This window comes from Psychrobacter sp. CR212, from assembly GCF_059693765.1.
The window spans coordinates 235885-248420 of record NZ_JCATIF010000005.1 but is presented as its reverse complement, the minus strand read 5'-3'; the positions used below and the strand labels follow the sequence as shown (position 1 = coordinate 248420).

13 protein-coding genes are annotated in these 12536 nt (G+C 49.8%); 11 read left to right on the top strand and 2 right to left on the bottom strand.

From position 1 onward, the window contains the following. Positions 1-195: 195 nt before the first annotated feature. Positions 196-1149, bottom strand: a complete 954-nt coding sequence (locus AC58CZ_RS10950; RefSeq protein WP_494224756.1) for a 2Fe-2S iron-sulfur cluster-binding protein — start codon at positions 1147-1149, stop codon at positions 196-198. Positions 1150-1272: 123 nt separating this feature from the next. Then, on the bottom strand, positions 1273-2319 hold the full coding sequence (locus AC58CZ_RS10945; protein WP_494224755.1) for a Rieske 2Fe-2S domain-containing protein: 1047 nt from the start codon (positions 2317-2319) through the stop codon (positions 1273-1275). Positions 2320-2722: 403 nt separating this feature from the next. On the opposite strand from AC58CZ_RS10945, the gene AC58CZ_RS10940 reads away from it, so the two are divergent. The 11 genes from AC58CZ_RS10940 to AC58CZ_RS10890 all read left to right on the top strand — a co-directional run bounded on the left by AC58CZ_RS10940 (position 2723) and on the right by AC58CZ_RS10890 (position 12255). Continuing rightward, complete coding sequence (locus AC58CZ_RS10940; protein WP_494224754.1) at positions 2723-3457, top strand: FCD domain-containing protein; 735 nt, start codon at positions 2723-2725, stop codon at positions 3455-3457. Between the two features lie 285 nt (positions 3458-3742). Then, entirely contained in the window at positions 3743-4954 is a 1212-nt protein-coding gene (pcaF, locus tag AC58CZ_RS10935) for a 3-oxoadipyl-CoA thiolase (protein WP_494224753.1), read from the top strand. After that, a complete protein-coding gene (gene pcaDC / locus AC58CZ_RS10930; RefSeq protein ID WP_494224752.1) occupies positions 4954-6126 on the top strand; it encodes a bifunctional 3-oxoadipate enol-lactonase/4-carboxymuconolactone decarboxylase PcaDC in 1173 nt (390 codons plus the stop codon). Before pcaF ends, pcaDC begins: the two co-directional genes overlap by 1 nt. 63 nt (positions 6127-6189) lie before the next feature. After that, positions 6190-6918, top strand: a complete 729-nt coding sequence (gene pcaH / locus AC58CZ_RS10925) for a protocatechuate 3,4-dioxygenase subunit beta (protein WP_494224751.1) — start codon at positions 6190-6192, stop codon at positions 6916-6918. 3 nt (positions 6919-6921) lie between these two features. Beyond that, positions 6922-7545, top strand: coding sequence for a protocatechuate 3,4-dioxygenase subunit alpha (gene pcaG, locus AC58CZ_RS10920; RefSeq protein ID WP_494224750.1), 624 nt, complete (start codon positions 6922-6924; stop codon positions 7543-7545). A 55-nt stretch (positions 7546-7600) separates the two neighbouring features. Continuing rightward, a complete protein-coding gene (gene pobA, locus AC58CZ_RS10915; protein ID WP_494224749.1) occupies positions 7601-8824 on the top strand; it encodes a 4-hydroxybenzoate 3-monooxygenase in 1224 nt (407 codons plus the stop codon). Between the two features lie 45 nt (positions 8825-8869). Further along, positions 8870-9541: a 3-oxoacid CoA-transferase subunit A gene (locus AC58CZ_RS10910; RefSeq protein WP_494224748.1), complete on the top strand. Its 672-nt coding sequence runs from the start codon at positions 8870-8872 to the stop codon at positions 9539-9541. Continuing rightward, entirely contained in the window at positions 9541-10191 is a 651-nt protein-coding gene (locus tag AC58CZ_RS10905; RefSeq protein WP_494224747.1) for a 3-oxoacid CoA-transferase subunit B, read from the top strand. The genes AC58CZ_RS10910 and AC58CZ_RS10905 overlap by 1 nt, the downstream gene beginning before the upstream one ends. 49 nt (positions 10192-10240) lie before the next feature. Continuing rightward, positions 10241-10429, top strand: coding sequence for a hypothetical protein (locus tag AC58CZ_RS10900; RefSeq protein WP_494224746.1), 189 nt, complete (start codon positions 10241-10243; stop codon positions 10427-10429). Positions 10430-10441: 12 nt separating this feature from the next. Continuing rightward, positions 10442-10969: a TRAP transporter small permease subunit gene (locus AC58CZ_RS10895; protein WP_494224745.1), complete on the top strand. Its 528-nt coding sequence runs from the start codon at positions 10442-10444 to the stop codon at positions 10967-10969. Then, the gene (locus tag AC58CZ_RS10890; RefSeq protein ID WP_494224744.1) at positions 10966-12255 is read left to right on the top strand and encodes a TRAP transporter large permease subunit; all 1290 of its coding nucleotides are present in this window, start codon (positions 10966-10968) and stop codon (positions 12253-12255) included. Before AC58CZ_RS10895 ends, AC58CZ_RS10890 begins: the two co-directional genes overlap by 4 nt. Positions 12256-12536: the final 281 nt, after the last annotated feature.

Below are 12536 nucleotides of genomic sequence, written 5' to 3'. Positions count from 1 at the left end.
TTTAAAACCAGCGTCACTTTGTTTGAGTAGCTTATCTATGTTTGGCATGGTTCCTAAAAAGTTATGAGTGTCTTCTTATTTTAATTCCCTTTGCTACTTTTGCAAGAGGTCTATTGAAAAGTAAAATATATTTTTAAGTAATAAACTGGCTTTGTATCTTTAAAACCCTATATTTTTTTAATCCTGTGTTTTTAATTAAATATCGAGTACCAGCTGCGCGCTTTTTGCCCGTGAACAACACGGGGTAAATTGGTCATTCTTTGCTTGTTCTTCTTCGGTGAGAAAGACGTCTTTATGATCTGGCACGCCGTCCAGCACCCGCGTCAAACATGTGCCGCACATGCCCGATTCGCAAGAGAACGGAATTTCAATATCGAACGCTTCTAAGGCTTCAATGACCGTTTTGTCCGCAGGGACATGAATAATTTGCCCTGTACTACTGATCTGCACATCAAAGCTGTCATCATCGGCATGACTGACTGGTGCAGCGGAAAAATACTCGCGGTGTAATTGTGCGGCTGGCCAGCCTTGCGTTTGTGCGGTCTCAAGCACGTGTTCCATAAAGCCATTAGGGCCACACACATATAGATGCGTGTCAGGTTGCGGCGCGGCAAGGATGCTTGCGGCATTCAGCTTTTGCGCGGCATCCCCATCATCAAAATGAAAATGTACCCGATCAGCGAATGCCGAGGCTTGAATACGCTGCATAAAGGCGGTCTTAGCGGGGCTACGCGTGCAGTAATGCAGCTCAAAATCTGCGCCAGTATGCGCCAGTCGCTCCGCCATACAAAGGATGGGCGTGATGCCGATACCCCCTGCAAAAAGTAGAGTGCGCTTGGCATCATGCGCCAGCGGAAACAGGTTTTTGGGTTCGCTGATCTCTATGCGATCGCCAATATTGATTTGCTGATGCATCGCGACCGACCCGCCACGTGAGGCGGGGTCTTTGAGTACCGCTATTTGATAGCGATGGTTTTCGCTGGGATGATTGCACAGTGAGTATTGGCGCGTGATGCCATTGGGCATTTTGACATCCACATGAGCGCCTGCACTAAACGGGGGCAGCGCGTCATCATTGGCTCTTGCCATCTCAAACAGACAGATATCATCAGCGATCACGTCTTTTGATTTTACCAAAACTTCCATCATGATAGGTATCCTTCACGGGCCAACTAGCCTGTCAGCGCCTCTAAGGCGTGTCATCTATTAGCCCGTTATTTATTAAATAGTCATTGAATCAGGGTATGACCCTCCGCCTTTATAGATCAGCCTCTATAGAGTGACGCTCTCTATCAAAGGGTTCTCTTCTTTAATAAGCACCTCTAAAACGCGCCGTGACTTGACGCCACCCGTATCAATGTTCAATTTCAATAGTTTGCGATCAGGATGTGTTAATAGGTTTAGCTGCTGACGCTCCAGCATCTCCAAATCTTCACTAAAGATCTGATGCTGACCTTGACGAATTTGCTCTGTCAGCGCATCGTCTTCAGGTTTGAAGTTACGCGCCATGCCCCAGAAATACCAGATCGAGGTCTCTGTCTCAGGGGTAATAAAATCGACAACGATGCTGCCAGCCTTGTGCTCGGGCGCCGCTTCATAGCCGCCTTTGCCAGCATGGGCAACCCCAACTTCAATCATCACGTGACTGGGTGGGGTGAATTTACATATTTGCCATCTGTCGACTGGCACATCGTCATCCAACTGATTGGCGCGCAGGGCTGCTTGCCAAAAAGGCGGCGCAAAGATATTTTCCATAAAGCGGCTGGTAACGACCATGTCGCCTTCAGAGGTGGTATGGACAGGAGCTTCATCAATTTCTTCTTGCCCGATACTGCTGGCATGGACATACGTCTCATGGGTGAGATCCATCAGATTGTCAATCATCAGGCGATAATCGCAATTGATGTGGAACAGACCGCCGCCATAGGCCCATTCAGGATTGTTGGCCCATTCTAATTCTGGAATTTCTGATTCGTCGGCAAGATCACTATCACCCGTCCAGACCCACACAAAACCATGGCGCTCGACCACAGGATAGCTGCGGTTACACGGAAAGCCGCGTACGCGCTGGCCTGGCATGGCGGCGGTTTTGCCATCGCTACCCATCTTTAAGCCATGATAGCCGCATACGAGTAGGCCATCTTCTACGTAACCGAGTGATAAAGGCGCGCCCCGATGTGGGCAAAAATCTTCGACAGCAGCGACGCCTGTGTCGCTTTGATAAAAGACGATGTTTTCGCCGCATATGGTGCGGCCGAGTGGTTTTTCTTGATACTCATCTGGGGTACAGGCAACGTACCAGCAGTTTTTTGGAAACATGACAAGCTCCTTTTACGTGTAAAATTCCGTTTAATTGGATCCAATCTACCATAAAAATGACGTTTGTCTACTAAAATTTGGATAAATTGGATCCAATTTATGGTAATAAACTGTTTTTTTGTCCATGTATCACTGTGGTATATTGAAACTCAAAGCGGCGCATTGGTTTACTGGTAGTGCCTGTAATCGTTAGGGTTTTTGGGTCGGCACGATGAATAAAAAAGTCGCCAATAAAAAAATAAACGCTGAAAATTGACCAATGACCAACCAGCAGCAAAAAACAAACGGGATCCACTGTGTCTGTTCAGAAGGCGTTAAACTGATAAAATGCGGCTGTATTGCCACTGCACGGTAGCGGTCGATGACTGAGTTTTTAAATATTTTGATAAAGGGTGGAATGTTAATGAGTGAAGCGGGACAACGTGTGATCAGCGCATTACGGCAAATGATTCTCTCTGGTGAATTGGCAGCTGGAGAGCGCATTGCTGAAATACCGACAGCTGAACGTCTGGGCGTGTCTCGTACACCGATACGTATCGCGTTTGGTGCGCTTGCGCAAGAAGGGCTATTGATCAAAATCAAAAATCGCGGCTATCGTGTACGCGAAGTCACGCCTGAAGAGATCAATGGTGCGGTAGAAGTCAGAGGGGTGTTAGAGGGGTTGGCCGCGCGTCAAGCCGCCGAAAGGGGACTGACAGTAGAACATCGTCAAAGCATGGTGACATGTTTGGTGAAAGGAGATGCCTTATTTGCCAAAGGGTATGTGACCGAAGCAGATCTTGAAATCTATCATGAAATCAACCAGCGCTTTCATGCGTTAATCATTGAAGCTAGTCACAACCCTGCCATCGAGATAGCCAAGACGCGCAGTGAGCACCTGCCTTTTGCCTCCGTGAACTCATTAGCCATTGATCGGGATAACTTGACAGGCGAGTATCGTCGGTTTAATTTTGCCCATATGCAGCATCATGCGGTTTTTGATGCGATCAGTCATGGGCAGGGAGCAAGGGCTGAGAACATCATGAGAGAGCATGCCAATGCCACCTTGCGCTACGCACACATCTTCAACGCTGACCTAAAAGATCCTGACACCATACGGGTGATTAGCGGTGATGGCAGTGATGCTAATGATGAGTAGCGGCTGTTCATCTTACCTGTATACAAGCACACAAAGACCCACTCGGGTCTTTTTTGTTTTTGGGCATACCATCAATCGAGTGTCGGTACTTCTACTGATAAATACAATGCTGGATCGGGAAGCAAATTTGGGCCGATGTCAAATAACCAGATTGACAACCAAAAAGAAAGGGTGTAGTTTAATTCATTATACGAACAATAATTCTTATAAAGAACATATTAAGCGTGATCAGCATGACTTTGTAAGGATACAACGTACTCATATCGTCTCTAGGGAGAGAGCAGCATGGCCGCAGTGTATATTTGTCACCCAAAACGTTCAGCAGTCGGTCGCTATGGCGGCGCGTTGGCTGATATTCGTCCTGATGATTTGTTGGCACAAGTGATCAAGGCGGTATTGGCGGATGCGCCAAAGTTTGACCACAGTGCCATTGACGATGTATTTATGGGCTGTGCCAATCAAAGCGGCGAAGACAACCGTAACGTGGCGCGCATGAGTGTGCTCCTATCAGGTCTACCAGAGACCGTCCCTGCCAATACCATCAATCGCTTGTGCGGTTCAGGTCTAGATGCCATCGGTACCGCGTATCGCGCGATAGCCAGTGGTGAGATGGAGCTGGTACTGGCAGGTGGCGTTGAATCCATGACGCGTGCCCCATTTGTGATGGGTAAGCCCGAAAAAGCATACGATCGTAGCCAAACCCTACAAGACACCACCATGGGTTGGCGTTTTATCAACAAAAAGCTTGATGAGATGTATGGTACCGAAGCCATGCCGCGCACCGCAGAAAACCTTGCAGAAAAATACAACATCTCGCGCGAAGACCAAGACGTCTTTGCCCTGTGGTCACAACAAAAAACCGCGCAAGCACAAAACGATGGACGCCTCGCGGCTGAAATCACGCCTGTCACCATCGAAAGACGAAAAAAAGACGCGCTTATCGTCGATACCGATGAACACCCACGCCCAGACTCCACCATAGAAGCGCTAGAAAAGCTGCGTCCTATCTACAAAGACGGCACCGTTACCGCTGGCAATGCCTCTGGTATCAATGACGGTGCGGCAGCCATGCTGATCGCCAGCGAGGCCGCCGTTAAAAAATACGGCTTGACCCCTATTGCCAAAATCGAAGGTATGGCCACAGCAGGGGTGCTGCCCACGATCATGGGTATTGGCCCAGTTCCTGCCACGCAAAAGCTATTGGATCGCTTAAACCTCAGCCTAGATGACATCGATATTATTGAATTAAATGAAGCCTTTGCTGCGCAGGTGCTGGCTTGTTCACGTCAGTTGGGGCTGGATGACGACGATGCGCGTATCAATCCAAGAGGGGGTTCGATTGCACTGGGTCACCCACTGGGCGCGTCTGGCGCGCGTATTTTGATCTCTGCAGTTCATGAATTACAGCATACGAAAAAAGACCGCGCGCTATGCACCATGTGCATCGGTGTGGGGCAGGGTATTGCCTTGGTCGTTTCACGAGTAGGAGAAGCATAATGGCATTTTTGGCAACAAACGCGCATCTCGTGGCGTATCAAGACAGTGGCGAGACGTACTTGCCCGCGCTGTTTATGGCGCATCCCCTTGGCATGAGCCGTGATGTGTGGGATAGCGTCTGTGATGCACTGCATGGACATTACCGCTGCGTCCGCTGGGATTTACCGGGTCACGGCAGTAGTGGCGCGGCGGCACAGGCATTGACCGCCGAGCAATTGGCGGATGATGTGGTGGCGCTAGCGGACCACCTGCAAATTGAAATCTTTGGCTTTATCGGCACTTCAATCGGCGGTGTTGTAGGCCAAAGTCTATGCCAGATTGCACCGCAGCGCTTGGCGCAAGTGTGGCTCACCAATACAGGTGCGGTCATCGGAACTGCCGAAGCATGGGCGGAGCGCGCCAGCAATGTGCGTCAGCTGGGTCTGGCCAAAATGGCAGAGACCATCGTGCCGCGCTGGTTTGCACCCGCTTATATCGAGCAAAGCCCTGAAGTGTTACAAGGCTGGCAAGTACAATTGTCACGCACGGATGACGAAAGCTACGCTATGCTGTGTGAGGTATTGGCGCAAGTGGATAACCGTGGGACACTTGCAGATTATCCCAGCCATGTGTCACTCATTGCAGGCGCAGAGGATGTCTCGACCCCGATTACCGCGCTAGAGGGCTTAGCGTCCGCGTTTTCTGATGCCAGCTTGAGTGTTTTTGCAGGTGTGGGGCATGTGCCATCGGTAGAAGCGCCAGATCGTTTGGTAGCGCACATTCAAACGGATACGGGACGTGCCACTGTGGGCGAGACAGGTATCCGCTATGGGCAAGGCTTAGCGCAGCGTAAGCGCATTTTAGGTACGGCTCATGTCGATCGCGCCTCCAAAAATGCCACGACGTTAGATAGCCCATTTCAGCAATTTATTACCCGTAACGCTTGGGGTGAGTTGTGGGGCGACCCTAGTCTCACCGTGCAACAGCGCAGCATGATTACCACGGGTATATTGGCGGCGCTGGGGCGTGATGGCGAGCTTGGCCTGCATCTGCGTACCGCCAAACGCTTGGGCATTTCTGAAGATCAGCTGCGTCAAGTCTTGATGCATGTGGCGATTTACGCGGGTGTTCCAGCGTCCAATCACGCGTTTGCTTTAGCCAAAGACAACGGCTGGGGCCAGGCGCTGTTATAGCCGTCCCCTTATCACGCCCATGATATTCCTCACATTCGCATTATCAGTATGGAGAACCTTCCAATGAGTCAACAGTATCCGCAGTTTCTTGCTCGTGATCGGGCATGGCAGCCAGACCAGTACACCCCAAATTATAAAACCTCAGTAAGCCGCTCACCGCGTCAGACGTTGGTCAGTATTCAACAAGCCAGCCCTTCTGAGCGCAGCGGACCTATTTTTGATGGGCTTGAGATTGGTGCATATGACAATGATTTGCTGATGAACTTTCGTACCGAAGGGGCGATCGCAGGTCTGCCCGTTGGCGAACGCATCATCATGCATGGCCGCGTCATTGATCAGTTTGGTAAGCCTGTACCCAATACATTGATTGAGATGTGGCAAGCCAATGCGGGCGGCAAATACCGTCACAAAAAAGATGGCTATCTGGCACCCCTTGATCCCAACTTTGGCGGCGTCGGTCGCTGCATCACCGATTCTGATGGCCGTTATCGCTTTCGTACTGTGCGCCCAGGCCCTTATCCTTGGCCAAACGACATCAACTCATGGCGTCCAGCACATATTCACGTCTCCGTGATGGGCCCTTCTATCTCAACACGCCTTATCACTCAAATGTACTTTGAAGGGGATCCGCTGATTCTGCTATGTCCGATTGTCGATGTGTTAAAAGACCCAGACGCGGTCGAAACCATGATTGGTCGCCTAGACATGAGCATGAGTAAGCCTTTGGACTGCTTGGCTTATCGTTTTGACATTGTCGTTCGCGGTGCATTACAAACCTATTTTGAGGAGTAAGACATGTATAGCCAATACAAACTACAAAATGATCTGGGTTTATTGCGTGAGACCGCCTCTCAAACAGCGGGTCCATTTGTGCATATCGGCTTGGCGTTAGAGATTGCGGGTTTTGAGTCGCGCTCAGATGAGATTTGGCAAGACTTGGCCAAAGAAGATGCTGAAGGTGAGCATATCGAATTGGTCGGTCATGTCTACGATGGCAATGGCGAGTGGGTACGCGATGCGCTCATCGAGATTTGGCAAGCCGACAGCCACGGCAACTACATTGCCAATTTTGACAACAAACAACCCTTTAGCGGTTTTGGTCGTAGCGCGTGTGCGGTGGATGGTGATTTTCATTTTCATACCATTAAGCCAGGCTGCGTGGATTTTAATGGCAAGCCGATGGCACCGCATGTCAATATCGCCATCTTTGCGCGCGGTATCAACATTCATTTGCAAACCCGTGCGTACTTTGATGATGAGCAAGCGGCCAACGACAACTGCCCCATATTAAGCGGTATTCCGTCCGAAGTGCGCCGTCAAACCCTAATCGCTGTCAAAGAAGAGAGCGAGGGTAAGCCGCGTTATCGCTTTGACATTCACCTGCAAGGTGAGGGTGAGACGGTATTTTTCGATTTTTAAGCAGTAACGGCTTTATCACAATCAAATAACGTGTTGGCACAATGAGAGGGATTTCATGACGAATGCTCAAGCAAACCGAGGTGCGCAAACCACCACCAAAACCCAAGTCGCCATTATTGGTGCAGGCCCTTCAGGCTTGCTACTGGGTCAACTGCTCAAGAAAGCAGGCATTGACAATATTATCTTAGAGAGAAAATCTGGAGAGTACGTACTCAGCCGTATTCGTGCTGGCGTTTTGGAGCAAGGCACAGCAGAGCTTATCCGAGAAGCGGGCGCAGGCGAGCGTATGGACAAAGAGGGCCTCATCCATACGGGAACGGACTTTAGCTTCCAAGGTGAGCATCATCATTTGGACTTGGAAAAATACAGTGGCGGCAAGCACGTCATTGTCTATGGGCAAACCGAAGTGACCCGCGACTTGATGGCCGATCGCGAAAAAACAGGTGGCGTCACCGTATATGAAGCCGATAACGTCAAGCTGCATAACATCGACTCAGATCAGCCCTATGTCACTTATCATCATAACGATACCTCCTACCGTATTGACTGTGACTATATCGCAGGCTGTGATGGCTTTCACGGCGTATCGCGCAAATCCATTCCCCAAGACAAGCTGGTTGAGTACGAAAAAGTCTATCCTTTTGGCTGGCTTGGCCTGATGAGTGACACCCCGCCCGTACAGGATGAGCTAATTTATTGTGCGCATGAGCGCGGCTTTGCCCTGTGCTCTATGCGTTCAGAGACGCGCAGCCGCTATTATCTACAGGTGCCAGATACCGATACCATCGACAACTGGACGGAAGAAAAGTTCTGGGATGAGCTGAAACGCCGTATTCCGCCTGAGCTGGCCGAGCGCCTTGTCACAGGACCTGCGCTTGAGATGAGCATTGCGCCGCTACGCTCTTATGTCTGCGAAACCATGCAATATGGCAAGCTGTTTTTGCTCGGTGATGCCGCGCACATTGTTCCGCCCACAGGCGCTAAAGGTCTTAACCTTGCAGCCAGTGACGTCGGAACCGCCTTTCGCTTATTTGTCAAAATCTATGAAGAACAGCGCACGGATTTGATCCCTCGTTATCAAGAGATTTGCTTGGCACGGGTGTGGAAAGCGGTGCGCTTTTCGTGGTGGATGACCATGTTCTTGCACCGTTTTGAAAGCGCGGGTCGTTTTGATTTTCGCGTCCAGCAAGCTGAGTTTGACTACTTTATTCATTCAGAAGCGGGTAAAGCGACCATCGCGGAAAACTACGTTGGGTTACCGTTTGAAAAATTGGAATAGGCCGCAAAAGGTCCATGGTTTAATACTTTTTTATAGGATAACGCAATGCTAAATAAAGTCACAGGACAGGCGCGCGATGCCATCAGCAATATCCAAGACGGTGCCACCATCTTGATTGGCGGGTTTGGTTTGGCAGGACAGCCTGCAGAACTGATTGATGCGCTCATTGAGCGTAATGCAAAAGATTTGACCATCGTCAATAACAATGCCGGTAACGGCGATACTGGTCTTGCCGCGCTATTAAAAGCAGGCTGCGTGCGTAAGATTATTTGCTCTTTTCCGCGTCAGCACGATTCGTACATCTTTGATGATCTTTACCGCGCAGGGAAAATCGAGCTTGAAGTGGTGCCACAAGGGACGCTCGCCGCACGCATTCAAGCAGGCGGCAGCGGTTTTGGTGCCATTTATACCCCAACGGCTTATGGCACGCTGCTCGCTGAAGGTAAAGAGACGCGTACTATTGACGGGGTGGACTATGTGCTGGAGTACCCAATCAAGGGGGATTTTGCCTTGATAAAAGCGCATAAGGGCGACCGCTGGGGCAATTTGATTTATAACAAAGCCGCGCGCAACTTTGGCCCGATTATGGCGGCTGCCTCCAAGCATACTATCGCACAGGTCAGCGAAGTGGTTGAGCTGGGCGCTTTAGATCCCGAGCATATCGTCACCCCTGGTATCTTCGTCCACGAAATCGTTTGTATTGGAGAAAAAGCATAATGACTACTTATACCCCATGGTCAACCGATGAGATGGCGCAGCGTGTCGCAAAAGACATTGAAGAGGGCATGTACGTCAATCTAGGTATTGGCCAGCCCACCCGAGTGGCTGATTTTTTACCCAAAGAAAAAGACATTTTTTTGCATAGCGAAAACGGCGTATTGGGCATGGGCCCAGAGCCGAGTGAAGATGAGCAAGATGGCGATCTGATCAATGCTGGCAAGCAATACATCACGCTACTCGACGGTGGCAGTTATTTTCATCATGGCGACTCGTTTGCCATGATACGTGGCGGCCATATCGACCTTTGTGTGCTCGGCGCTTTTGAAGTGGCTGAAAACGGCGATATCGCCAACTGGTTTTTGGGTCGACCAAAAGACATTCCTGCCGTTGGTGGTGCCATGGATTTGGCGGTTGGTGCCAAAGAAGTGTACGTGATGATGAGCCATGTCAGCAAAAACGGCGACCCTAAAATCGTCAAAAAACTACAACTGCCCATCACTGGTGAAAAATGCGTCAATCGTATTTATACCGACTTGGCTGTGATCGATGTGACGGATAACGGCCTAATCGTACGAGAAATCGTTGATGGCTTAACGTTTGAGCAGCTGCAAGACATGACAGGCGCTCAGCTGACTGATAACACCTAATCATGCCATCGATTTGATAACGACATACCCATCAAGAAAGGATTTCATGATGATAATGAATACAAAAGCCAAGCCAGAGGCAGCGACGCCAACGCGCGCTAGGACGCCAATGCGCTCTAGGATGGCAATACCCAGATTCTGTCAGGGTCGCGCCGCCCGCCTTAGTGTGACTGCAAAAGGTCACAACGTTCGGCGCTCACAACAAGGCTGCCACGGCGGCCTGCTAGATACGATCTAAAGGAGTTGACGTATGCCTTACCTAATCAAAACCAGCAGTATCATCTCACGGCTGTGTCAATTTATTGGCGGTGTTAGCCTCATCATCATCGTCCTCACCACGATGACCGATGTCGTCGCACGGTATGTGTTCAAGCTCACTGGCGGTGAGTTTGGCTTTACTGTCAAAGGCTCCGTTGAGATCGTCTCTTACCTTATGCTCTTTGCCTTACTTGCCGCCTTCGCCGCCTATGTTGAGCGCTCGCAAATCATCGTCGACGTCTTTACCCAAAAAATGCCCAAATCCATCAAAGGCTACATGATGGGTGTCTTTATGCTGGGCTTCTTTGGTATCGGCATCGTCTTTGCGTGGGGACTGTATGAAAGCGCCATTGATGCCATGGAGTTTGGCAAAGTCACCCAAGATTTGCGTATCTCCATGACGCCCATCTACTTAATCAGTGCTTTTTTAAGTATTTTGCTCGCCATACGCTCACTAATCGAATCCATCAACATCTTTAAAACAGGCGAATTCTTTGACGCCGAGGAGACAGGCGCATGAGTCCAGAAATTATCGGAGCCATTGGCCTCGTGGTCATGATTTTGCTCGTCGTTATCCGTGTTCCCGTTGCCCTTGCCATGCTGGGTGTAGGCTTGGTGGGTTTTGGTGCGGTCACCGCGCCAAGTGGTGCACTGCAAATGCTCAAAGACATCCCTGTTGATGTCTTAGCCAAATATGACTTTAGTGCCATTCCCTTATTTATCTTGATGGGGGTCTTTGCCACCCACTCAGGCATGGCAGGCAAACTGTTTGAGGCCACCCGTACCATCTTTGGTGGGGTCAGGGGCAGTCTGGGTATTGCCGGTATTGGCTCATCGGGTATCTTTGCCTCTATCTCAGGATCCTCCCTCGCCACTGCCTCTACCATGACTAAAGTCGCCTTACCGCAAATGGAGAAGTATGGTTATCAGCCCGGCTTTGCCTGCGGTATTTTAGCCGCCGGTGGTACGCTCGGTATCATGATCCCGCCTAGTATCGCCTTACTGGTCTATGCCATCTTAACTCAGCAGTCAGTTGGCGATATGTTTATCGCAGGGTTCTTACCAGGGATGCTCGGGATGCTGATGTACTCCATCACCGTGATGATCATGGTGCGCTGGAAACCGCACTTAGCACAACGCGGTGAGAAAACCTCATGGAAGGCCAAGCTGTTATCACTTACAGGCCTGATTCCTTTTACCTTTATCTTTATTGTGATCATTGCGGGTATCTTCTTTGGCCTGTTTACCCCAACAGAAGGTGCAGCAGTTGGTGCGTTTGTCTCTTGGGCTTATGCCGTTGTCAAAGGCATGCGTCTGGAGGGGCTAAAGCAGTCATTGACGGAGACCTTGGCGCTGTCAGCGGTGGTGTTCTTTATGCTGCTGGGTGCTGAGGCGCTCGGATACTTTATTTCTGTCTCGCAGATGTCCAACACGTTGGCGGCTTGGATTGGCAGCTTGGATGTAAGCCCCATGGTTATCTTAATCTCTATCTTAGTGATGTATTTCTTGCTGGGACTGTTTATGGATGCCTTGGCAATGCTGGTCATTACCATCCCTGTGGTGTATCCCATCATTTTGGCATTAGGATTTGATCCGGTTTGGTTTGGTATCGTAGCGGTACTGACTGTAGAGCTGGGTCTGATTACCCCGCCGATGGGTATGAATATCTTTGTGATTAAGGCGATGGCACCGCATATTAAGCTGTCTGATATGTTCCGAGGCGTGGCCCCGTTTATTGTGTCGGATTTGGTGCGATTGGTGCTGTTGGTGGCGTTCCCTGCCATATCGCTGGTGCTGTTGAATTAGGGCGTGTCATCATTTAGATAGCGGGGCTTAAAATGAGATAAATCGCAGTCAAACAAGGAAAAAATTGCAGAGAATATAGATATATTCACAAAATTTTTGACGCTGTTTGGCAAGATTTAGCCAGTTTAAGACCACTAAATGACTGAATGGGCTAATGGATGACATGCCCTAGGTCTTAGCGATTAGGTTTACCGTGATGTGAGTTTTGTTCTATCGCCATGTTGTCTCAGTGACGGCATGGCTTTTTTTGGCGTGAGTATGGATAGGCGTATTTAAGCGCG

Coding starts and splice junctions, on each gene's coding strand:
- AC58CZ_RS10950 (WP_494224756.1), bottom strand. CDS start 1,149: ATGATGGAAGTTTTGGTAAAATCAAAAGACGTGATCGCTGATGATATC.
- AC58CZ_RS10945 (WP_494224755.1), bottom strand. CDS start 2,319: ATGTTTCCAAAAAACTGCTGGTACGTTGCCTGTACCCCAGATGAGTAT.
- AC58CZ_RS10940 (WP_494224754.1), top strand. CDS start 2,723: ATGAGTGAAGCGGGACAACGTGTGATCAGCGCATTACGGCAAATGATT.
- pcaF (WP_494224753.1), top strand. CDS start 3,743: ATGGCCGCAGTGTATATTTGTCACCCAAAACGTTCAGCAGTCGGTCGC.
- pcaDC (WP_494224752.1), top strand. CDS start 4,954: ATGGCATTTTTGGCAACAAACGCGCATCTCGTGGCGTATCAAGACAGT.
- pcaH (WP_494224751.1), top strand. CDS start 6,190: ATGAGTCAACAGTATCCGCAGTTTCTTGCTCGTGATCGGGCATGGCAG.
- pcaG (WP_494224750.1), top strand. CDS start 6,922: ATGTATAGCCAATACAAACTACAAAATGATCTGGGTTTATTGCGTGAG.
- pobA (WP_494224749.1), top strand. CDS start 7,601: ATGACGAATGCTCAAGCAAACCGAGGTGCGCAAACCACCACCAAAACC.
- AC58CZ_RS10910 (WP_494224748.1), top strand. CDS start 8,870: ATGCTAAATAAAGTCACAGGACAGGCGCGCGATGCCATCAGCAATATC.
- AC58CZ_RS10905 (WP_494224747.1), top strand. CDS start 9,541: ATGACTACTTATACCCCATGGTCAACCGATGAGATGGCGCAGCGTGTC.
- AC58CZ_RS10900 (WP_494224746.1), top strand. CDS start 10,241: ATGATAATGAATACAAAAGCCAAGCCAGAGGCAGCGACGCCAACGCGC.
- AC58CZ_RS10895 (WP_494224745.1), top strand. CDS start 10,442: ATGCCTTACCTAATCAAAACCAGCAGTATCATCTCACGGCTGTGTCAA.
- AC58CZ_RS10890 (WP_494224744.1), top strand. CDS start 10,966: ATGAGTCCAGAAATTATCGGAGCCATTGGCCTCGTGGTCATGATTTTG.